At 69.4% G+C, this 22,117-nt stretch carries 20 protein-coding genes; 4 read left to right on the top strand and 16 right to left on the bottom strand.

Annotation, left to right across the window (positions count from 1 at the left end; translation table 11 throughout):
• Positions 1–250: 250 nt before the first annotated feature.
• The 11 genes from IWX89_RS12050 to IWX89_RS18550 all read right to left on the bottom strand — a co-directional run bounded on the left by IWX89_RS12050 (position 251) and on the right by IWX89_RS18550 (position 12,732).
• Positions 251–802: a hypothetical protein gene (locus IWX89_RS12050; RefSeq protein WP_196903793.1), complete on the bottom strand. Its 552-nt coding sequence runs from the start codon at positions 800–802 to the stop codon at positions 251–253.
• A 76-nt stretch (positions 803–878) separates the two neighbouring features.
• Positions 879–1,868, bottom strand: a complete 990-nt coding sequence (locus IWX89_RS12045) for a hypothetical protein (protein WP_196903792.1) — start codon at positions 1,866–1,868, stop codon at positions 879–881.
• A gap of 10 nt (positions 1,869–1,878) precedes the next feature.
• The gene (locus IWX89_RS12040) at positions 1,879–2,664 is read right to left on the bottom strand and encodes a hypothetical protein (RefSeq protein WP_196903791.1); all 786 of its coding nucleotides are present in this window, start codon (positions 2,662–2,664) and stop codon (positions 1,879–1,881) included.
• Positions 2,661–3,242: a hypothetical protein gene (locus IWX89_RS12035; protein WP_196903790.1), complete on the bottom strand. Its 582-nt coding sequence runs from the start codon at positions 3,240–3,242 to the stop codon at positions 2,661–2,663. The genes IWX89_RS12040 and IWX89_RS12035 overlap by 4 nt, the downstream gene beginning before the upstream one ends.
• Entirely contained in the window at positions 3,239–4,231 is a 993-nt protein-coding gene (locus tag IWX89_RS12030) for an ARPP-1 family domain-containing protein (RefSeq protein ID WP_196903789.1), read from the bottom strand. Before IWX89_RS12030 ends, IWX89_RS12035 begins: the two co-directional genes overlap by 4 nt.
• A 233-nt stretch (positions 4,232–4,464) precedes the next feature.
• Positions 4,465–5,892 (bottom strand): FAD-binding oxidoreductase, encoded by a 1,428-nt coding sequence (locus IWX89_RS12025; RefSeq protein WP_196903788.1) that lies wholly within the window; start codon positions 5,890–5,892, stop codon positions 4,465–4,467.
• Positions 5,893–6,060: 168 nt separating this feature from the next.
• Positions 6,061–7,017: an MvdC/MvdD family ATP grasp protein gene (locus IWX89_RS19030; RefSeq protein WP_196903787.1), complete on the bottom strand. Its 957-nt coding sequence runs from the start codon at positions 7,015–7,017 to the stop codon at positions 6,061–6,063.
• A 69-nt stretch (positions 7,018–7,086) separates the two neighbouring features.
• Positions 7,087–8,766, bottom strand: coding sequence for a zinc metalloprotease (locus tag IWX89_RS18875; protein ID WP_304505287.1), 1,680 nt, complete (start codon positions 8,764–8,766; stop codon positions 7,087–7,089).
• Positions 8,767–8,791: 25 nt separating this feature from the next.
• A complete protein-coding gene (locus IWX89_RS12010; RefSeq protein ID WP_196903786.1) occupies positions 8,792–9,091 on the bottom strand; it encodes a hypothetical protein in 300 nt (99 codons plus the stop codon).
• Between the two features lie 342 nt (positions 9,092–9,433).
• The gene (locus IWX89_RS18555; protein WP_231383207.1) at positions 9,434–11,473 is read right to left on the bottom strand and encodes an ADP-ribosylglycohydrolase family protein; all 2,040 of its coding nucleotides are present in this window, start codon (positions 11,471–11,473) and stop codon (positions 9,434–9,436) included.
• Between the two features lie 1,055 nt (positions 11,474–12,528).
• Complete coding sequence (locus tag IWX89_RS18550; protein ID WP_231383206.1) at positions 12,529–12,732, bottom strand: hypothetical protein; 204 nt, start codon at positions 12,730–12,732, stop codon at positions 12,529–12,531.
• Positions 12,733–12,836: 104 nt separating this feature from the next.
• Here IWX89_RS18550 and IWX89_RS18545 point away from each other — a divergent pair, with 104 nt between their 5' ends.
• Entirely contained in the window at positions 12,837–13,562 is a 726-nt protein-coding gene (locus IWX89_RS18545; RefSeq protein ID WP_307836535.1) for an HNH endonuclease family protein, read from the top strand.
• A gap of 153 nt (positions 13,563–13,715) precedes the next feature.
• Complete coding sequence (locus IWX89_RS11995; RefSeq protein ID WP_196903785.1) at positions 13,716–14,336, top strand: NUDIX hydrolase; 621 nt, start codon at positions 13,716–13,718, stop codon at positions 14,334–14,336.
• A gap of 188 nt (positions 14,337–14,524) precedes the next feature.
• Here IWX89_RS11995 and IWX89_RS11990 read toward each other — a convergent pair whose 3' ends face one another.
• Entirely contained in the window at positions 14,525–15,496 is a 972-nt protein-coding gene (locus tag IWX89_RS11990; RefSeq protein ID WP_196903784.1) for a LysR family transcriptional regulator ArgP, read from the bottom strand.
• Positions 15,497–15,565: 69 nt separating this feature from the next.
• Between IWX89_RS11990 and IWX89_RS11985 the strand changes: the two genes are divergently transcribed.
• Together IWX89_RS11985 and IWX89_RS11980 are read left to right on the top strand one after the other, a co-directional pair.
• On the top strand, positions 15,566–16,195 hold the full coding sequence (locus tag IWX89_RS11985) for a LysE/ArgO family amino acid transporter (protein ID WP_196903783.1): 630 nt from the start codon (positions 15,566–15,568) through the stop codon (positions 16,193–16,195).
• Positions 16,196–16,379: 184 nt separating this feature from the next.
• Positions 16,380–17,438 carry an NYN domain-containing protein gene (locus IWX89_RS11980; RefSeq protein WP_196903782.1) on the top strand — a complete coding sequence of 353 codons (1,059 nt, stop codon included), beginning with the start codon at positions 16,380–16,382 and terminating at the stop codon, positions 17,436–17,438.
• 73 nt (positions 17,439–17,511) lie between these two features.
• On the opposite strand, the gene IWX89_RS11975 is transcribed toward IWX89_RS11980, so the two are convergent.
• The 4 genes from IWX89_RS11975 to IWX89_RS11960 form a co-directional block, all read right to left on the bottom strand.
• Positions 17,512–17,988, bottom strand: coding sequence for an OsmC family protein (locus IWX89_RS11975; protein WP_196903781.1), 477 nt, complete (start codon positions 17,986–17,988; stop codon positions 17,512–17,514).
• Positions 17,989–18,548: 560 nt separating this feature from the next.
• Positions 18,549–19,808, bottom strand: coding sequence for an N-acetylglucosamine-6-phosphate deacetylase (gene nagA / locus IWX89_RS11970; RefSeq protein ID WP_231383205.1), 1,260 nt, complete (start codon positions 19,806–19,808; stop codon positions 18,549–18,551).
• Between the two features lie 91 nt (positions 19,809–19,899).
• A complete protein-coding gene (locus IWX89_RS11965; protein WP_196903780.1) occupies positions 19,900–20,682 on the bottom strand; it encodes a glucosamine-6-phosphate deaminase in 783 nt (260 codons plus the stop codon).
• Between the two features lie 170 nt (positions 20,683–20,852).
• Complete coding sequence (locus IWX89_RS11960) at positions 20,853–22,094, bottom strand: PTS transporter subunit EIIC (RefSeq protein ID WP_196903779.1); 1,242 nt, start codon at positions 22,092–22,094, stop codon at positions 20,853–20,855.
• Positions 22,095–22,117 lie beyond the last annotated feature (23 nt).

The following is a 22,117-nucleotide window of genomic DNA, read 5'->3' as shown; positions in this document are numbered from 1 at the left end:
GACGCCGCCGACCACCAGGCGCCAAATCCAGGCGCGCTAAAACCCATCGTCACTGAGGAAGACGCCCACGTCGTCACCCCGGGAGACGTACAACAATCGCACAGGCCTTCCAGGACCTAGGACTCACGGCGGACAGCTAGTCGACTCCCGAACGCCGTTCAGCAAGTTGACGCGCGTGTTCTCGAGGTCGCGATTCGCGAATCAGAGGCGGGCGCCGGAATTCGCTCCGTGTGTGGAGCCGCCCCGCGGTTCAGCCTTCCGGTGCAGCAGACAGTGTGTTCTCAGCTGGCAAGTCCAACAACTCGAGAGCCGCCTGGAGCTTGGTGGTCACCTCGATGCAGTCAGGTAGGGCAGCGAGACCCGCGAGCGATAGCGTGATTCTCTCGCCGCCGACCCAGGCGACCGTGCTGGCCCGCGCATTCACGACGCTTGAAGTCACTTCGAATGCACCTAGGACGTCATAGGATTCCGCCGCAAGCACGAGGAACACTGCAGCGTCGAAGTCCCATGATCGGAAGACGGAGAACTGAACGGGTTTGGTCAGCGCACTCGCCGCTATGACCCGTGACTTGACCTGCAGAAGACGCCCGTCAGCGGCCCTCACATCCCAGCTCTTCTCGCTGTTTGGCGCCAATTCCCCCCTGTAGGCACGGGCAGTGAGAGTCTCCGCTAAATCACCTGCAGGGGCATTGAGAGTACGAATGACCCCACGGGCGCGAAGCTCCCCGAGAATGCCCGCATATTGCCGTAGAAGTTCATGCGAGCTGACAATCGATGGTTGGAGCTCGTCGTCCGGATTCATGATTTCCAAACTAGGTCCTCGCGATACATCTCTACGACCGGCTATGAGCGCTGTCGCTCCAGGAGGAAGTGAGAACTCATTGTCGGGCGCCGTGTATTACTACCGCGCGCTCAGCGGAACGCGGCGCCCCGAACTGCTGAAGAATATCTTCCAGCGTCGTTCCCAAGAGCAGTGCCGACGTCTCGTACTTCGCGGTGAGTCGCACGCGCGATTCGTCAGACAGATTCGCCTGTCGTTTTGGGTCAGCGTTGTGCGAGACGTCCGCTTTCTTCACCCTCAGCGCGAGCAGGTTGGCACGCACTCGCGCCATCGAGTCTGCGAGCTGCTCCCCCGGGCGCTTGGTGATGGCATCCACCGCCTCCACGACGTGCGGCTTGAAGCCCAGTGCGCTGAGGTATTCGAGCGTCACCGCGGTGTCTTCCACCACGTAGTGGAGAACAGCGACGATCTTCTCGTCGTCCGTGGTGACGCGATTCATCACAGCCAGAGGGTGGCAGATGTACGCGACACCGAGCTTGTCGCGCTGGCCGGCGTGAGCCGAGCGCGCGAGGTTGATTGCGGCATCCAGCATCGGATGTTCAATCCTGGACAGAAGGTGAGCGGTGACCGAAGCCCAGGTTGGGAACGCCGCACCCGGGCCGAACTGCAGCCACTCCCCCTCGAATTCGCCGGCGCCGTTTGCCGCGCGGTCGTCGACCAAGAAGTCACCGCGGTTGAGGTTCTTATGGTGCGAGAGGATCAACCGCTTGTACGCGACGGATTCGCTCGTGAGGCCCAGGTGCTTCTGCACCCACAGCACCTTGTCGTGCCAGGCGGACGCGTTGTTCCAGGGCGCCGTGGAAAGAATGTACGTATCGAAATGCTCGGAGAGCTCGCGGTAGGCCTCGAGGGCGCCGGGTAGCGGATCCATCAGGGAAAAAATGCCCGGTGCGTCGTCGTAGTGCCCCCTGAACCTCTTCCTCGCACCCCTTTTCAGACGCTTGATCCCGCTCGGGAAGTCGACCAGCGTGTTGTCCAGGTCGATGTACAGGATCTTCTTGGCTGGCGGCAACGTTTTGTCAGTCATCTGGTGCTCCTTAGGGCAGGTACGGGCCCAGAACGCGGGCCGTGGTGAGGGCAAGCTTGCGGTCGATGTACTCGTAGAAAGGCATCAGCTCGGTGGCGCCCATCACTGTGTGGATCACGCCGGCCGCATCGAAGATGGCGATCGGCTCGAGGTTGCGCAGCAGCGCCCAGAACGGCTGGAAGAAGTGGATGCCGCGCCCGGTCGCCTCGAGCTGCTCGACCGCCGCCCGGGCGTACTCATCGCGCGCCTCGACCGCGGTCGGAAAGGGACGGAAGTACGGGCAGTCGGGGTCATCAGTCGGCATCATCTGGGCCGGAACCGCGTACCACTCGTGCCGGTCGTCGACGGCGGTGGCGAGCGCACTGGCCATCACCCGGTAGGTCAGCGAATGCGGCGTCGTGACCGGCGTGGCCTTGGGGATGCCCAGACCGGCCGCCACTTCGATCCGCTTGACGGTCTCGTGCGGACTGATGGCCGCCATCATCTCGATCCAGCTGATGCGGGTCACAATCCCCTTGACCAGGAACTTGCAGCCGCCAACAAGGTCCCACTGGATGCTCATTCCGTCCTGCTCGTCATGCACGATCACCAGGCGGCCGTCGCCGGGGACCTCGTGGCCCGAGATGCGCAGGTGTGGATGCCGCCGCACCAGTTCGCTCGCGATCCACCACAGTTGCGCGGTGAGGAAGCGGTCGGCGGGCGGGTTGTACTCCTCGAAGCCGTCTCCCCCGCCTTCACCGTCGTCGTCGTTGGTAACGAAGTTGTTGCCGGAGTCGTTCGATACTGCGTCGCTCATGCTGGTGTCTCCTCGTTGGTCGTTGTCAGGTGGGGCGGCATCCGTCGGTGGTTGGTCTTGTCGAAACCGGTGCCGGGGTCTCGACAAGCTCGACCACCGGTCGGGCTCAGCCGCACGAGGGCCTCGCGAAGGAACCGTCTCGGCGCCGCCGCGGGCAGCGCTGACAAAACCTCGGCGAGCGCCCGCCTGATCGGCACGCCCCGGTGCAGGGCCGCATAGAGCGCCGCGACCGACGGGGTGCGGCTCTGCGCCTGCGCGCAGTGCAGCAGCACCGTGTGTCCCTCGGCCCGCAGTGCGGCGATCGCGTTCACGGTGTCGACGAGCACGACGTCGAGGTTCGGGTTCTCCGCGGGGTCGTCCTTGTCGATCAGGCGCACCTGCAGGTGGTGACGGATGCGCGCCGGCACCTGCCGGGTGCCGACCCGGCAGAGCGAGACCACCGCGTCGACCTCGTCGGGCGGGGCGTCGAGCGCCCCGGCCGCGCCGAGCCAGATGCCGTGGTCGTGCGGGTGCCGCACCAGGGTGGAGACGTCGCCGAGGTAGGCGTAGTCGAAGCGGTCTGGTCGCGTGAGAGTCATGCGTGCCCCCCGGCATGTTCCATCTGCGGGTGCGCGGTGTTGAACACCGTGGCGTGCACCAACCGGTCACGGTGACGGGTGCCGCTCAGGCTCAGCTTCCCCCGCCTCGACACTATCGGCGCGACCCCGTGGGCGTCTCCGCCGTGTTCGAGGGGCACCGGGTCGAAGAGCGAGTCGAGGGCCGCCTCCTCGATCGCGGCCAGGGCCTGGGTGTCCATCGCGGGCATCGCCGCCCAGCCGCTGACGAAGTGCCGGGCGGCGGACGCCGGGGTGCTCACCGCGGGCGCCAGCTGCGCGTCGAGCATGGCCGCGTTCAGCAGGCCGTCCCACCGGCTCGCGAGACCGGCGGTGCTGCCGAACATCTCACCCCAGGCCACGACTCCCCCGATGCCCACGACCACCCCGCGCTGCCCAGGCAGGCGTCGGGCATCCACCTGGGGTGCCCGGCCCAGGTGGTCGAGCATCGACGAGCTCTTCGTGCCGCCGCGCTCCGACTCGAACCGGCCGATCCGCTGCCAGACCTGTTGCTGCGCGGGCTCGCCCTGCTCATCTCGCTGCTCGCCGCCGTTGTCGCCGTCGCACCCACCTCTGCTCTGTTCGGGGTGCCGGGCCCGGTCGAGGCCGTACCGCACGGATGCCGCCCCGCGCCTCCCCCGGGCACCATGCGCCTGCTCGCCGCCCCACCGTCCGTGCTCGACGCAGACCACCTCGACCACCCGGCCGTCCCCGCGGCCGAGGATCGTGCTCGCGGCCACCATGCGGTCCTGCCAGCCGCCGGCGAGCAGGTCGCCCTCGAGCAGCACCACGGGCCTGGCGCCGGTGTTCTGCACGACGAGCTCGCCGACCACCGGTGCGCCCTCCCGTTCGGCGACGCGGAGGGCGGCACCCGACCAGTCGAAGCCGTTGAGGCCGGGCGCATTCGTCCAGACGGGAAAGAGTGTGACGGCGCCGAAGCTGGTGCCGCGACCGACGTGAAGTGTGTGTTCCATGGAGTCCCCTTTGATGCGAACTGATTCGATCAAACTTGATCTATTTCGAATCTAGGGTGAGCCTCCGACATTCAGCGTTGCGGCACCGCAAAGAATCCGCGTCGGCGCACGCTTGGCTGGGCGAGAGAGGTCCGCGCTACCCGATCACGCGACTCCGGCAGGAACCGGGCGCCGTCGCGAACGCGGCCCAGGGCATCCGTGCCGTGGTCGCCGTGGTGATCAGCCCACGGCGTTCACCCGGACGCGGGCAGAGGCGCGATGTTCTGGTTCAGCCGGAAAAAGTTCTCCGGATCCCAGGTGCGTTTGAGGGCGCGGAGCCGGGTGTACTTCGCCTCGCCGTAGGCCTGTCGAACCCGGTCTTCGCCCTCGTCCATCAGGAAGTTCACGTAGACGCTGGTGTGGAAGGGCGCGAGGTCCGACCAGAAGTTGCGCACCCAGTCGCGTTCCCGGTCGAACCCGTCGGGGCCCTCGGTTGCGGCAGTGATGTTGAACGTGTGGCCGACTGCGCGCCCGTGGAACGCGGTATCGTCTTCGGCCACGCGGGCCGCCGCTCCCCCGCCCTGCCAGATCGGGAATGCGGTCAGCGGGGACGTGATCCTGGCCGCGTGATCGGCCGTGATGTCGATGACCTCGTCGGTGAGCTCAGCGACATCGCAGGACCGCATGTAATACCACCGGCCGGGCTGGTAGCTGGGGTCGAACATGGACTGATGCTCCAGGAACGGTTTCGGCCGGCACAGGTCCGCCACCGGGTGACCGAACTCCTTCAGCGGCTTCATCACTTCTTCGCCGTCATCCACCGGCCCCGCATAGCAGCTGACGACTGCGACGACGGGCTGTCCGCGCAGGTCGGATGGAATGTAGGAGACGTCGGGGGCGCGGCGGTGCACCACCATCGTCATTAGGTCGTCGGGTGCCTCGGCAATCCAGTCGCGGTAGAAACGCAGCACCTTCGCCGACTCGGCGCCGGGCCAGAAGACCGGCCCGGCCATAAGGATCGGGCCGACCGGGTTCAGCCGGAACTCGAACTCGGTGACGATCCCGAAGTTGCCGCCACCCCCGCGCACTCCCCAGAACAGCTCGGGGTTCTCGCTGGCGCTCGCCCGCACGAACTCGCCGTCGGCGGCGACCAGGCCCACCGACAGCAGCTGGTCGATGGTCAGCCCGTGCTTGCGCATCAGCCAGCCCAGGCCGCCGCCGAGGGTGAGCCCGGCGACACCGGTATGCGTGACGATCCCCGACGGCACCGCGAGCCCGTGCTGCTGCGTGGCGCGGTCCAGATCGCCGAGCAGCGCCCCGGCCTGCGCGCTCGCCGTGCGTGCGTCGGGATCGACCCGGATGCCGTTCATCGGCGACAGGTCGATGACCAGTCCGTCGTCGCAGACGGAGTGTCCGGGAAAGCTGTGCCCGCCGCCGCGCACCGCCACCAGCACATCATTGCGTCGGGCGAAGCGGACCACGGCACTCACGTCGTCGCGGGAGGCGCACCGGGCGATCAGGCCGGGGAATCGGCTGATCGAGCCGTTCCACACCCGGCGCGCCTGGTCGTAGGCCGCGTCGCGGGGTCGGATCAGCTCGCCGCGCAGGTGCGCGGCGAGGTCGGCGACCGCGCGCTCATCGACGTCGACGCGGCCGCTGCTGATCGTCGCCAGCATGGTCATGGCGTCTGCTTCTTTGCATCCACGGAGTACATGGTAGAACCGGGCGGGATGATGCGGAAGTGGCGGGTGGCCGCGGGGGTCTCGACAAGCTCGACCACCGGGGCTCGACCACCGGGGGCTCGACCACCGTGGCTCGAGCTGGGCGGGGGCTGGGCGTTGGGGCGCGGGTCAGCCGGCGTGGTCTCGATCGTGACGCTCGAGGCTCGCCGCGATGGCCTGCGGCACCGGCTGGCCGGTGCGGTCGCTGGCGAAGAGGTATTCGCCGCCCGGGTTCACCTCGAGGAAGACGTGCTCGCCGTCCGGGGTGACCCGGAAGTCCGAGGCGCCGTAGGCGAGGCCGAGCCGGGCGTGCAGGGCGAGCAGCGCCGACGCGACGTCGTCCGGCAGTTGGTATGGGTTGAACTCCGCGGAGCCGATGCCCAGCCGGTAGTCGGTGCGGTACTCCGGCTCGGAGCGAATCGAGGCCGCGAAGATCTCCTGCTCGATGACGATCACCCGCAAGTCGAGGTCGGCGGGCACGAACTCCTGGAAGGTGACCGGCGCGTAGCGCACATCGTCGATGTGCGCCCGGTCCTCCGAGGTGACCACCGCCGTCGACCGCGGGGCTTCCGCGATGTTGCGGAAGGCCTTGCGGATCACCGTGCCGTCCGCGCGCTGATCGATGAACGCCGCCGCCCGCACGGGATCGTTCGTGATCAGGGTCTCCGGCACGGACAGGCCTACGTCGCGGGCCACCTGCAGCTGGCGGATCTTACGCTGGCCCGCCTCGTCGCCAGCGGGCGGGTTCATCCAGAAGCACTCCATCGCGTGCCACAGGCCGGTGAGCGCCTCGGTGCTCTCCGACCAGGCGAAGAGCCGGCTCGTCGCATCCGTCAACGCCGGGTCGAGCCCGATCGGGCGGATGCGCCGGAACCAGACCGCGCCGATCTCGGCCAGGTTGATCTCCGCCATGCCTGGCGGCGTGAACGAGAGACGGTCGGCGCCGTCGACCACGGCGCTGAACTCGACGTTGAGGAGGGTGCGCACGGGGAAGTCCGCGATGTCGAACACGGTGGTCGGCCGGGTGATGTGCTCGAGCACCCGGGTGACGTGCTTATTGTCGGGAAAGCTGACGATGAGGATCACGACGCGCGCCTGCCCGCCGCCGGGGCACAGTCTGCCTGTGCCCCGGCGGCGACCACGGAGCGGTCGTGCTCAGCCCAGGAGTGCAATGATCTGGGCATAGACACCGGCGAGCTGCTGCCAGCGCGCCACATCGGCGGCGGTGAGCTCACCGGCCTCGGCGGCACTCGAGTAGTCGGCGAGGATGGCGCCGAGCTGCTGCAGGACACCCATCAGCGAGCTCATGGCGTCACCCTGCTCGACCTGGGATTCGTCCGGCACGTTGTCGCGGCCGGTGCCGATCACGAACGGCGTCGCACCGCCGCCGAACGGACCGGTGAACGGCGGGTTGCCCAGCGGACCCGGATCGATCGGCCCGATTTCGCCGCCGAGCTCCTTGACGGGGTCGCGGAGCTGCTTGGGGATGTCGTCGATGAAGTCCTTGCCCAGGTCCTTCGGCCGGTCCTTGACGAGGTCCTTCGGCCGGTCCTTGATTCCGTCCTTCGGCTTGTCCTTCACGATGTCCTTGGCGAACTCCTTCGGGCGGTCCTTCGCGAACTCCTTCGGGTTGTCCTTCACGAGGTCCTTGGGCTTGTCCTTCACGAAGTCCTTCGGGTTGTCCTTCACGAAGTCCTTCGGGTTGTCCTTGATCAGGTCCTTCGGGTTGTCCTTCACGAGGTCCTTGGGCTTGTCCTTCACGAAGTCCTTCGGGAGATCCTTGGCGAACTCCTTCGGGTTCTCCTTGATGATGTCCTTCGGGTGGTCCTTCGGCAGGTCCTTCACGAACTCCTTGACCGGCTTGCCGATGCACGGCCCGCTGACCCCGATGCTCGATCGGGGACCGTCGAGAGCCGCCTGCATCCGGTCGGCCTGCCCCTGAGTGAACATGAACATCGCCCGGTCGTCGGTGTAGTCCATATAGTTCATGAACAGGTCGCCGTTGGGGCCGTTGGAGCACGACGGATGCGGGAACGCCGGCGCCCCGTAGTTCGGCCCGGCCTGGTTGGGGGTGTCGGCAACGAAGTCGCTGCCGGAGCATCCGGTGCCGTCGTCGCCCCAGATGTGCCGCAGGTTGAGCCAGTGGCCGATCTCGTGGGTGGCCGACCGCCCCAGGTCATACGGCGACGCGGCGGTTCCCGTGCTGCCGAAGCCGGTGTGCACCAGGACCACCCCGTCGGTGGCGGCCGGACCGCCAGGGAACTGCGCGTAGCCCAGCAGCGCCTGGCCCGAGCCGCTGCGCAGGTTGCCGCAGACCCACAGGTTGAGGTACTTGTCCGACGGCCACGGGTCCGCCCCGCCCGTGGCGGCCGACTTCACATTGTCGGTCGCGGAGCTGAACGGAGTCGTCGTGGTGGAGGTGCGGGTGATGCCGTCGGTCGGGTTGCCCGACGGATCGGTGGTCGCGAGCTTGAACGTCACCCTCGCGTCGCCGATCAGCGGTTGGAAGACCGGGGGCGTGGAGGACTTGTCGGCATTCGTCGCCCGGAAGTCCGCGTTGAGCACGGCGATCTGACTGTCGATCTGCGCGGCCGACACGTTTTCCGCGGCGTTGCGGTAAACGACGTGCACGACGACGGGGATCTGGGTGCATCCGGTCCGGAGCGCGACCCCCGCATCGAGCACGCGTGCCGTGCGGTTTTCGATTTCCGCGCGGGCCTCGGCGTATCCTTCGACCGTGCGCATCAGGCGCTCATTGACCTCGCTGGTGCCACAAGAGCGTCGCGCGGGCAGATCTTCTTCGGTGATTCCTGGGTCTTTTTCTTTGACAGCCATTTCTGGCCTCCTTCACTTCAAGGAGTCAGGCCGGACGCAGCTCCAGATGTTGCCCGTCTGCAGCCAGCACCTCATATCGTGCAGTCCCTTCGGGACCACGCAGGGCGAGGACGGTGCCATCAAGTCGCCAGCTGCCGTCGGCGGTGGTGCCCCGATCATCCGGACCAGGTTGGCCGGTGCGGGCGCTGCCGTCGGCGCGCAGGGTGAAGGATGTCCGTCCGCGGGATGGCGGGAAAGGGTAAGCCACAGGTCGATAGACCTGAGCCCCGTCGCGGCTTTCTTCGTGGGAGTGGATCCAGACGCCGACGAGGTCATCGCGATTCATGGCGTCCTCCCCGGCGTTGTGCACACCGGGATTCCGCTGTGCCCGCGAGGCACGGACGCGCTCACGTCGTCTGATCCCCTGCGGTTACGGGCCAGTGTAGCCTCGGGGTCCCGGGGCGACAATGGGCGAACTGGGCGCATCTCGGCGCATGGTTGAGCGCTCGCGGCGCAGGTTTAAGCGCTCGCGGCGCAGGTTTAAGCGCTCGCGGCGCAGGTTTGAGCGCTCGCGGCGCATGGTTGAACGCTCGCGGCGCAGGTTTGAGAAGCGGGCGCAGGTTACACGGTGCGCCCGCTTCCGTAAGGTGCGCCGGGAGAGCGCGCGGTGGTCGGGAAGCGGCCGGCCTCAGAAACCGCCCGCGGTCCTGGGGGTGAGTGCCTGCACGAACGCGGCGTTCGGGTTGGCGTGCGGGAGGGCATCCGTCACCTCGCGCAGCGCCTGGGCGATCGGCACGCCCCGGTGCCTCGCCGCATAGAGCGCGCCGACCGTGGGGGTGCGGCTGATCGCCTGCACGCAGTGCACGAGCACTGTGCGTCCCTCGGCCCGCAATGCCGCGATCGCGTCGACGGTGTCGCCGAGCACGAAGGTGAGGTTGGGGTTGGCCCGCGGGTCGACCTCGTCGACCAGCCAGACCGCCACCCTGTTCTCCGGGCGGATGCGCGCCGGCACCTGGCCGCGGCCGACCCGGCAGAGCGAGACTACGGCGTCGATCTCGGCAGGAAGCGCATCGAGGGCGCCGATCGCCCCGAGCCACACGCCGGGGTCGTGCGGATGCCGCACCAGGGTCGAGATGTCGCCGAAGGTCGCGTAGGGAAGCCGGTCGGCGGACGGCCAGGTGCTGTTGGCGCGGTCGCGGCGGGGGCGGCGGTCGGGAGCCGTGGGGTCGGCGTGGGTCTGGTCGGTGAGGGTCTGGTCGGCGAGGGTCTGGTCGGCGAGGGCGGCCCGCCGGTCGGGAATGAGCGGGTCGCGACGGTCGGGTCGGGTCGGGTCCCGGCGGTCGAGCGCGCCCGGGGCGCGGGTGTCGGGGTGCGCCGGGTCACGACGGTCTGGGGTTGCGGGGTCCCGACGGGCTCGACCACCGGGGCCGGGTCGACCGTCGTCGGCTCGACCGCCGTCTGCTCGACCGCCGTCGGCGCGACCACCGGCGGCCGCGGGCGCGAGGCTCGCCCGGCCGGCGAGAATGGCGACGTCGGCCAGGCGGGCGCGATCCGCGAACTGGGCGCGACCGGCCACGGCTGGTCGCCGACCGGTGGCGCGGGCGGCGAGCACGCCGAGGCGCACGAGCTCGTCGGCGCGGAGGCCCGGCCAGCCGTGCACGATCCGCCGCCAGGCGGCCGGCACCGCGGATGCCCCGTACCGGGCCCCGAGCAGGCCGCCGGCGATCGCAGCGACGGTGTCGGTGTCGCGGCCGCCGCGCACGGCGCCCTCGAGGGACTCCCGCAGGTGGTCGGCCGGAACGGCGCCCGAGCAGTCGACGACCATGCGGAGCGGCTCGGTGATGGCCGACCAGGCTCCCTGCAGGGCCTCGACGACCCAGCCGTTGCGGTCGAAGTCCCGCGGGGCGCCGGCCTCGGCGGCGACGAGGCGGGACTCCCAGAGCGCGCGCCGGGTGGCGGGCAGGGCTTCGAGGCCGGCGCGCACGTTCAGTTCGCCCGAGAGCACCGCGCGCCGGATCGCCAGGCACCAGAGCACGCAGGCGTCGCCGGCATCCGGGTCGACGTGGGTGAGGTCGCTGATCGCGCGGGCGGTCTCGGCGAGCCCGGCCGGGTCGTCGAGGAAGGCGAGGGCCACCGGCGCGGTGCGCATGAGCGAGCCGTTGCCGCCGCTGCGGCCGTGCCGGTCGTGGTGGGCCTGGGCGACGAGGCGCACCGCGGATACCGCGCCCGCGTGATCGGGTCGGGTGGGGGCAGCGAGAGCGGCCGGGTCGGCCGGGTTGGCATGCTCGGCAGGGTTGGCATGCTGGGCAGGCTTGGCCGGGTCGGCGGGCTTGGCCGGGTCGGCGGGAGCGGCGGGGGCGGCGTCGGCGCGCGCACTGCGTGCCTCGGCCAGATCCCGGTCGGTGCGGGAGAGCACCGCCCGCAGCTGGTTGCCCACGTCGGGTGCGGTGCGCGCCCAGTCGATCCAGGCGGCCACGATCTCGTCGAGCACCGATTCGTCGCGGAGGTCCTTGCCGTCGGCGATCGCGCGAATGATGGGCACGGCCATCGAGGTGTCGTCGGTCCATTCGCCGGGCGCCCAGTCGAACCCGCCGCCGCCCTTCATCGTCACGTCGGCACCGGAGAGAAGCGGCGGCCCGAACTCGTAGCCGGCGCCGAGCGCGTCACCGCAGGCCATGCCGAGCAGCACCCCGGCGGCGCGGTCCAGTTGTGCGGACGTGAGTTTCATGCGATTCCCCCAGCGAGCTTCGTGACGGGACGTGCCCTGCTGAACTGTGGCGGGCACCTGACGACCTGCTGTCGGATACCGGATGCCGTTCGGGCTCAACTCCCCCACGTTGAGACTAAGGCCGAAACGGGCCTTCCTGCGCCGCCGCATTCGAGGGGCAGCGCCGCTCGGAGCGCAGACATCGGCTGAGTTACGGACAAAGCACCCTCGCGCGCGCCGCAAGGGTGCTTTGTCCGCAACTCGGTGGGGTAGGGGGCTTCCGCCGCGATCCGGACGCTCCGCTCGGGAAGCCGGGCGCGGCCACCCCGCGGCCGTCGCGCATGGACCTCGCGACCACCCAGCATCCGTGGTCGATGCTGAGTTGCGGAAAAGACACCTTCGCGCCCAATTTGAAGGTGCTTTGTCCGCAACTCAGCGGGCATCGGGACCTCCCGCCGCGATCCGGAGACCCCGCGCGGGAAGCGGGGCCCAGCCACCGCGCGGCCGTCTCGCGGCCGCCTCGCATGGTCGCGCAGCCGTCGCGCATCCGTGGTCGGCACTGAGTTGCGGAGAAAGCACCTTCGCGCCCGGATTGAGGGTGTTTTCTCCGCAACTCAGGGGAGATAAGACGACGGGAGGATGCCGCCGTTCCGCGGCAGGACAGGGATCGGCGCACTCTCGCCCCCTTTTTTAGGGCCCTGACCTGCTCATCTGCGCGACCTCGCGACTCTCTGCCGCGCCTAGGTTGGAACCAGCGACAGTCCCAGCCACGACAGTCCCAGCCGAAGGAAACCCTTGACCTCCCCCGCATCACCGCCCACCACACCAGGCCGAAAACGGTTCCGACCCCGTGCGGGCACCGTGGTGGGGATTGCGGTGATCGCCATCCTCGTTATCTCAGGCTGGGCATCCGGCGGGTTCCCCGGCATGTTGACGATGGCCGGGTTGGCGGGCCTCGTGACCGCGTTTTACTCCTTGGTCACCGGGCGCAGGTCCTGGGCGAGAATCCCGTCGCGACCGATCGCCGCCGTGGCCCTCGTCGCTGCCCTAGTCAGCACCGGAATCGGTGCGTCGGCCTACGACGACCCCGCGAACCTCACGGGTGCCGCGACACCCTCGCCGACGACCAGTGCGGCCGAAACCACCGCGACCCCCACTCCGAAGGCTGCTCTCAAGGCCGCGTTCCAGGCCGCGTTCACGGCGGAAGCCCCGATCGATCCGGATGTCTCGGTGGCCTCGGTCGCACCGGCATCCGTGGACATCGCCGACCGTGCGGTCACCGATGCGACGGCCGAGGCTCTCCTGCAGACGCTCGCGGTGAAGGGCAAGGCCCCCGAAAACCGGATACGCCCGCACCGCTCAATTCGGGACAGCCTGGCTGGACGTGGACCACAACGGATGCGACACCCGCAACGACATCCTCGCCCGGGACCTGACGAACGTGGTGCGTTCCGGGCCCTGCCGGGTGATGAGCGGCACTTTGAGCGGGCCCTACACGGGCAAGTCGATCAGCTTCGTGCGCGGCAACAAGACCTCAATGCTGGTGCAGATCGATCACGTAGTGGCGTTGTCCAACGCCTGGCGGACCGGCGCCCAGCTCCTGACCCAGGCCCAGCGCACGTCGCTGGCCAACGATCCGCTCAACCTTCTCTCCGTCGACGGCCTGGCCAATTCGCAGAAGGGCGACGGCGACGCCGCCACCTGGCTGCCACCGGTCAAGGCGTTCCGCTGCACCTACGTCGCGCGGCAGATTTCGGTCAAGGCGACCTACGGTTTGTGGGTCACGCCGGCCGAGTCTGCGGCGATGACGCGCATCCTCTCCACCTGCCCAGGCCAGCCCGCGGTGACCTCGGACTTCGCCCCTCGGCCGGCTCCGGCGCCCGCGCCCGCACCGGCACCGGCACCGGCACCGGCTCCTGCTCCTGCTCCTGCTCCTGCTCCTGCTCCTGCACCGGCACCGGCACCTGCACCTGCACCCGCGGCCGGCACGGTGCACCCCGGCTCATTCTGCGCACCGGCCGGCGCGACGGGCGTGACCACCGCAGGAACCGCCATGGTCTGCGGAACCACCCCGAACAGCCCCGATCGTGCCCGCTGGCACCAGGGATGACGGCCCGATCGTGCCCGGCGGCACCAGCAATGACGGCCTGACCGCTCGAGAATCGGGCCCCGGCGACGGCAACTGCGACGTCAACATCCCCCGGGCGGCCGCCACGCGGCATCCGCTCCACCCGTCATAGATCAAACCTGCGACAATTGCCGGATGAGCGACCATCGCGACTCCCCCGTCACGCCCCTGGCCGACTACCCGCACCCGTCCGTGGCCGTGGACACGGCCGTGCTCACGGTGCAGGCGAACGCGCTCTGCGTCGTGCTCGTGCAGAACGAGCTCGGCTGGCGCCTGCCCGGAACCTTCGTGCACGAGGGCGAGACCCTCGCTGACGCCGTGCTCCGCTCGCTGCGCGACAAGGCCAGCATCGAGGGGCTCCGCCCGCACCAGTTGCGCGTGTTCGACGCCCCGGAACGGGATGATCGCGGCTGGGTGATGTCGGTGGCGCACCTCGTGGTGGTGCCCGCGGCATCCGTGCCCGCCGGCGCGCTCACCCCGTGGGATGCGGCGCAGGGGCTGGTCTACGACCACGAGCAGATCCTCAGGCTGGCGGTGGACACCGTGCGTGCCGAGTACGCGGCCGCGGCCGACCCCGAGCGCCTGCTCGGGCCCGAGTTCACCCTGCTCGAGCTGCTGCGGTTGCACGAGAGCGTCGCCGGCGCGCGCCTCGGCAAGGACACCTTCCGCCGCCGTGTGCTGCCCGACCTCGTGGCGACGGATGCCGTGCAGCCCGGCAAGGTCGGCAAGCCCGCGCAGCTGTTCCGGCACCGGTGACGCGGCCGGGCTCGCGGCTTGGGTCGGGCCGGGGTCGGGGCCAAGCTCACGGCGCAGGTTTGAGAAGCGGGCGCACGGTCTACCGTGCGCCCGCTTCTCAAAGGTGCGCCACGACGGGCGGGACGGGCGGCCGCGCAGGCCGCGAGACCGAGCGGGCGAGACGGGGTACGGGCGGGACGGGCGACCCTCTACGGGTGCAGGCTCGCCGCGGCGACCCGGCCCACGGCATCCGTCACCTGGTCGAGCAGCCGGGAGGCGATGTTCCAGCGCTGCCAGTAGAGCACCACGTCGATCGGATGCCCCGGCGCCAGCTCCACGAGCCGGCCGTCGCCGAGCTCGGTGAGGCACTGCTGCTCGGGCAGCAGCCCCCAGCCGAGGCCGAGCACCACCGCGCGGGCGAAGTCGGCCGAGGTGGGGATGTGGTGGCGCGGGACATCCGTGGCCCGGCCGCCGATTCCGCGCAGGAACCGGTGCTGCAGGTCGTCGCGGCGGTCGAAGTTGACCATCGGGGCGGTGTCGAGCCCGGCGGTGTCGAGCCCGGCGGTGTCGAGCCCGGCGGTGTCGAGCCCGGCCGTGTCGAGCCCGGCGGTGTCGAGCCCGGCGGTGCCGGCGACGCCGCCGAGCCAGGCGCCCACGAAGCGGGGGCTGGCCACCGCTCGGTAGCGCATCGAGCCAAGCCGCACCGAGGAGCAGCCCTGCACCGCCTCGGCCGTGGACGTGACCGCCGCCATGACCGTGCCCGAGCGCAGCAGCGAGGCCGTGTGCTCCTGGTCTTCGCGGTAGATGTCGAAGACCGCGCCGCAGTCGGCGGGCACCGCGGCGAGCGCGTCGAGGAACCAGGTGCCCAGGCTGTCAGCGTTCACGGCCAGCGGCAGCGAGGTGTGCCGGCCGGGCTGCAGGCCGGCGCCGAGCGCGGTGGCCACGTCGCCCTCGAGCAACTGCACCTGGCGCGCGTGGCGCAGCACGATGTCGCCGGCGGCGGTGGGAATGACCGGGTTCACCCGCTGGATGAGCACCTGGCCGGCCGCCTGCTCCATCGCCTTGACCCGTTGCGAGACAGCGGATGCCGTCAGCCGCAGCCGCTGCGCCGCCGCCTCGAACGTGCCCTCCTCGACGAGCGCCACCAGGGTGTGCAGATGCTCCAACTGGAATGCCATCATTAGCCTCGCTTAGGTATCCTTCGAAACTTTAGCTGTACTGCATCCGATTTGTCTCCTACATTGGCCAGCATGGACTTCGCCGGTACCCTCCTCCCCGCGCTCCTCGGCTTCGGCACCGGGCTGGCCCTGATCGTGGCGATCGGCGCGCAGAACGCGTACGTCCTGCGGCTCGGGATCGAGGGGCGAACGCGCACCATCCTGCCCGCGGTGCTGATCTGCTCCGTCTCGGATGCCGTGCTCATCTTCGCGGGGATCCTCGGCGTCGGCCTCGTGGTCGAACAGACCCCGGCGGCGCTCGTGGTGATCCGCATCGTCGGGGCCGCGTTCCTGCTGGCCTACGGCGTCTTCGCCACGGTGCGCGCGTTCAAGCCGAAGGCGCTGGTGGCGAATGCCTCGCCGGTGCCGATCAGCACCCGGGCCGCGGTGGCGACGATGATCGCACTCACCTGGCTGAACCCGCACGTCTACCTCGACACGCTGATCTTCCTCGGCTCGGTGGCCAACCAGCAGGGCGAGTCGGCCCGCTGGTGGTGGGGCGCCGGCGCGATCACGGGGAGCTTCGCCTGGTTCTTCAGCCTGGGCTTCGGTGCCCGCCATCTGCGGCCGTTCTTCGCCCGCCCGGGTTCGTGGCGCATCCTCGACGGCTTCATCGCCGTCGTGATGCTGTCGCTCGGGGTGCGGATGGCGGTCGGGGTGTAGTTCCGGGGCCGAATGCAGGATGCCGCGGGGGTGTGAGGCGCCTGGGCGCCCGCACCTGCCGCTCATCCTGCATTCGGGGCGGGCCCGTTCTGGGGCTTGCCAGTCTCACGGCCCGTCCGAGATGCTTGAGCCGGGGGATGTGCACGGCGCTCGTCTTTGGGACCGACCATGGAGGAGCATCCGCATGTCTGAGGAGTCTCCGAGGCCCGACCGGCCCCGGGAGCGGGTCGGCGTCTATTTCGACTTCGAAAACATTGTCATCTCGCGGTACAACCAGCTCCACGGCGAGGGCGCCTTCGCGAAGGACAAGGTGCGCAATCGGGTGACCTACAAGCCCGAGGCCGAGGTGACCACGCGCATCCGCCAGGCCATGGTCGACGTGAACGCCATTCTCGACTACGCCGCGACGTTCGGGCCGATCACCGTCAGCCGGGCCTATGCCGATTGGTCGGCCCCGGTCAACGCGCGCCACCAGAGGCAGCTCGTCGATCACGCCGTCGACCTGATCCAGCTCTTCCCCGCCGTGGCGGCGAAGAACGGGGCGGACATCCGGCTGGCGATCGATGTGATGGAAGACCTGTTCCGGCACGACAACCTCACCCACATCGTGATCGTCGCCGGCGACTCGGACTACATCCCCCTCGCTCAGCGTTGCCGGCGACTCGATCGAGTCGTGGTCGGTATCGGGGTCTCCGGGGCGACGAGCAGTGCGCTCGCCTCGGCCTGCGACGTGTTCACCGACTACGACTCGATCCCGGGGACCGCACGGGTCACGCCGCTCACTCCCCTGACGGCGGAGCCCGTCGCCGTCGTTGCAGCGGCGAGTACGACCAAGCCCGCGGGGACGAAGGCTGCCGCCGCAAAGATCACGGCCAAGAAGCCCGCGATGAAGCCCGCAATGAAGCCCGCAATGGTCAAGGCAGCAGTGACGGCGGCGGGAAAAGCGACTCCGGCCGCGACCTCCGCCGGGCCGGACGCGAACCAGAAACCCGCTGCAAGCCCGAAAGCTCGGAAGGCAGCGACAGCACTTCTCCTCCGCGCAGTGGAGTATCTTGCTCCGAACGACCAGGAATGGCAGCACGCATCCGCAGTCAAGCTCACAATGCGGCAGCTGGAGCCAACGTTCCAGGAGAGCTCGCTCGGGTTCAGCCAGTTTGCTGAGTTTCTCAAGTCCCGGCATCAGACGGTCGAGATCAAGGAACAGACGGCCGCGGCGCCCATTCTGCTCAAACTGCGGTCGTAGGCCACCACACCGACGCAAATGCAGGATGTCGCGGAGGTGTGAGGCGCCTGGGCGCCCGCACCTGCCGGCGTCGTCACACCGCCGCGAGAACCTCCTCCAGTTCCGCCGGGGCAGCAAGCCGCAAGGTGACGGGCGTTGTGTTGCCCAGGTTGTCCGAGACCGGGCAGCGAAGACCCGATAGGCGGAGCACCTCAGCGAGTTCCGCGGTGCTGGAATCCGAGTCGAATTCGGCGCGGAGCTCGATGGACTGGAAACCCGCTCGGTTCTCGGTGGGCAGCGCCATCAGCCGCGAGGGGTCCAGCTCGCCCTTGACGGTGAGCCGCAACGACCGCACCTCCACGCCCTGCTCCTTGGCGACCATGTGGATGACGACGTTCATGCAGCCGGCGAGGGATGCGAGGGCGTATTCGACCGGGTTCGGGCCCGCATCCTCTCCCCCGTACGCGGCGGGCTCGTCGATGATGAACGAGAAATCCCGCACCGAAACCGCGAGCTTGGTCGGCGATTCCGAGGTTCCCGTAACGGTGACCTTGAGTGGCTTGACGGACATGTGCTCTCTCCTCTGAGAAGTGCACTGACGCCCTCAGCGAGACCGCCAGCGCACTTTCAGGATACTCCCAAGAATCACGGAGAAACGCCGACGGATGCCGCCTCTTCGGCCAGCCGCGCGGGCGCTGTCAGTCTCAGAGGGACGCGAATGCAGGATGCCATCGGCTTGCCGGCGCTCCCTGGCCTCGTGGCTCCGGCGCATCCTGCATTCGCGTCGAATCGGGTGCGACGGGACAGGAAACCCCCGACCGCGGTGCCCCACGCCGGTGCCGCAGAAATGGGCGTGCCCGGCTGTGGCTAACTCCTGCAATTTGCGCGGAATTGTGCCTAAACCAGCGGAAATGGGGCTTTCTGTCACGAATTGCAGGAGTTAGCCACCGGGAGGCGGGAAAGGGCAGGGCGGAGGGAAGGGCAGGGCAGGGCGGGGCCGCCCCGCGGGCTCTGAGCTCGGCCCGAGGAACCACTTGGGCGTGCCGATGCGACGAGCGCGCCACTTGCGCCGCTGCGCGCCACGCACAGCTGGCGCGAAGCGGCGAAAGTGGCGCAGTCGCGCCCGAGCATTTACGCGGGCGTCACCCAGGCGCCGGCCTGGAGGGTCGCGGTGACCTGGAGTCCGGCGTCGAGCACGATCAGGTCGGCCCGGTTGCCCGGGGCCAGCCGGCCGCGGTCGGCGAGGCCGATCATGTCGGCGGGGTTCTGGGTGGCGGCGCGCACCGCGACCTCGAGGGGCACGCCCGCGGTGTGCACGGCGAAGCGCACGGCCTCGCTCAGGGTGAGCACGCTGCCGGCGATGGTGCCGTCGGCCAGGCGCGCCTGCCCGTCGGCGACGCTCACGTCGAGGGCGCCGAGTTTGTACTCGCCCTCGTCCGCGCCGGCGGCGGCCATGGCATCCGTCACGAAGACGGGCCGCGACGGACTCTCGATGATGAAGCGCACGATGGCCGGGTGCAGGTGCACCCCGTCGGCGATGAGCTCGGCGAAGACAGCCGGGTCCTCGAGCAGGGCGAGGGCCGGCCCGGGCTCGCGGTGGTGGATCTGCCGCATCGCGTTGAAGACGTGGGTTCCGGCCGTGGCCCCCGCGGCGATCGCCTGCCGGGTCATGTCGTAGTTCGCGTCGGTGTGCCCGATCGCGGCCACGGCCCCGAAGCCCACGATCTGGCGCACGGCGGCGACGCCGCCCTCCAGCTCCGGTGCGATCGTGACCATCCGCACGGCGCCTCGGCCGGCGCGCATGATCCGGTCGATGCTCTCGGCGTCGGGCGCGCGCAGCAGCGCCTCGTCGTGGGCGCCGCGGTGGGCCGGGCTCAGCCACGGTCCTTCCAGGTGGATGCCGGCCAGCAGTCCCTGCTCGACCAGCCCGGCCAGGGCAGCGACGGTGCGCTCGAACTCATCGAGCGGTGCGGTGACCAGGCTGGCCATCAGCGTGGTGGTGCCGTGGGCGCGGTGGGTGGCGGCGATCTGCGCGGCCGCGACGGCGGAGTCCGCGTCGTTGAAGCTGCTGCCGCCCCCGCCGTGGGTGTGGATGTCGACGTAACCGGCGGCCAGGGTGCTCTCCGGAAAGCTGAAGTCCGGCTCCCGCGGCGGCTCCCCCGCACCGCAGCCGACGATGCGGCCGGCACGGATGTCCACCCAGCCCGGCGAGAACACGGCGTCGGGGGCGATCACCGTTCCGCCCGCGATGAGCATCGGCGCCGCCAGCATCGGTACCGCGAGGATCGGCACCGCCGGCGACGGCACAGCCGAGTCCAGGCCGGCCGCGGCCGGGGTTCCGGGACGCTCGGCCGGCACCAGGTCGGCCGGAGGGGAAGTGAGCGGGGTCATGACGGTTGCTCCAAGGATTCAGACACGGGGATCAGACGGGACGGGAAATGAAGGAACGAGAATCGCCCGGCGGGAAGCCGGGCGGCGCGGCCTAGATTCCCGGCCAGGGCTTGTTCGCCCAGGCGTACCGGTAGTAGTCGAGGTTCTGGAGCTTCGAGGCGGCGGCCTCGTCCACGATCACGGTCACGTGCGGGTGCAGCTGGATGACCGAGCCCGGCTTGCTCGAGGTGACCGGTCCCTCGACGGCGGCGGCGATGGCATCCGCCTTCTCGTCCCCGAAGGCGAGCAGGATGAGGTGCCGCGCCCGGAGGATGGTGCCGAGCCCCTGCGTCATGCAGTGGATGGGCACGTCGTCGATCGAGGGAAAGAAGCGGGCGTTGTCGGCGCGGGTCTTCTCGGTCAGGGTCTTGATGCGGGTCAGGGATGCGAACGACGAGCCGGGCTCGTTGAAGCCGACGTGCCCGGTGCGGCCGATGCCGAGGATCTGCACGTCCACGCCGCCGGCGGCGACGATGAGGGCCTCGTAGTCGAGGCCCGCCGTGCGAATGGTGGCCGGGTCACCGCCCGGCACCAGGATCTTCGACGGGTTGAGGCCGAGTGGCACGACCGCGTCGCGGGTGATCACCGAGCGGTAGCTCTCGGGGTGGTCGGCCGGCAGTCCCACGTATTCGTCGAGGGCGAAGCCGCGCACCCGGGAGACGTCGATCGGGTCGGCTTTCAGCGACGCGGCCAGGGCCGCATAGACCGAGAGCGGCGTCGAGCCGGTGGCGAGGCCGAGCACGGCATCCGGCTTCTGCAGGATCAGTGAACGAATGGATGCCGCCGCGAGCGTTCCCGCTGCGGCCTCACTGTCAACAAAAACTACTTCGGCCATGGTGTACTCCAATTCGAATTGCGGGTGTTTCGGGTGGTGCCTGCGGCACAAGTGCTGCGGGTGGTGCGGGTCGTGCGGGTGGCCAAGCGGCCAGGTGGTGCTGCCTGCCGGGGGTCGCGAGCGGATTGCCCGCGACCCTCGGCCGGCCGTGCCGGGTGTAGCCGGTCGGGCTAGACGGTGGTTCCTGCCGAGTCCGCTGCTGCGGGGTCCTGGATCTCGTCGTCGCCGCGGCCGGGGGTCTTCAGGTTCCACTTGCGGATGACGAAGCGGAAGAGGAAGTAGTAGATCGCCGCATAGGCCAGCCCGATCGGGATGAGCAGGAGCGGTTTCTCGGCGAGCCCGAAGTTGAGCACGTAGTCGAGCGTTCCGGCGCTGAAGCTGAACCCGTCGCGGATGCCCAGGGCGTTGACCAGGGCGAGCGAGGATCCGGTGAGCAGCGCGTGGATGACGAACAGCGGGAACGCCACGAACATGAAGGAGAATTCGAGCGGCTCGGTGACGCCGGTGAGCATCGCGGTGAGGGCGCCGGAGAGCATGATGCCGCCGACGATCTTCTTCTGCGACGGTTTGGCCTCGTGCCAGATGGCGAGGGCGCCGGCGGGGAGGGCGAACATCATGATCGGGAAGAAGCCGGTCATGAAGGAGCCGGCGGTGGGGTCGCCGGCGAAGAACCGGCTGAGGTCACCGGTGGCGCCGTTGTAGTCGCCGATGACGAACCAGACGACGGAGTTGAGGATGTGGTGCAGGCCCACCGGGATGAGGAGCCGGTTGGTCGTGCCGTAGAGGAAGCCGCCCCAGATGTTGTTGGAGGTGACGAACTCGCCGAAGCCGGTCAGGCCGTTCGCGAACGCCGGGTAGACGAAGCTGAGCAGAACGCCGAGGATCAGCGCCACGACGGCGGTGATGATCGGCACGAACCGGCGCCCGCCGAAGAAGGCGAGATAGCTGGGCAGTGAGATCCGGTGGTATTTCTGCCAGAGCACCGCGGAGACGATGCCCATCAGGATGCCGCCGAGCACGCTGTAGTTGACGAGATCCTGGGTTCCGCCCTTGGCCGGCAGCCCGAGGACCAGCGGCGACATTGCCTCGCCGACCTTGGAGAAGACGAGGTAACCGACGACGGCTGCCAGGGCGGTCGACCCGTCGGCCTTCTTGGCGAAGCCGATCGCGACACCGACCGCGAAGAGCAGCGGGAGAGCCCCGAAGAGCGCACCGCCGGCCGACGCGATGACGGCGCCGCCGGTCTCGAAGCCGGGGATCCCGCCGAGCAGGTCAGGCTGGCCGAGCCTCAGGAGCAGGCCGGCGGCGGGGAGTGCGGCGATCGGGAGCATAAGGCTGCGGCCGACTCGTTGAGCCTGGCCGAGGCCGGGAAACTTTCGTTTCGTGCCCGCGTCTGCGGTGATGCTGGACATTGATTTCCTCCTGGTGATGGGTG

The organism is Cryobacterium sp. MP_M3 (assembly GCF_015752155.1).
In the GTDB taxonomy this organism is placed as follows: Bacteria; Actinomycetota; Actinomycetes; order Actinomycetales; family Microbacteriaceae; genus Cryobacterium.
This window is presented reverse-complemented; position numbering and strand designations above follow the sequence as displayed.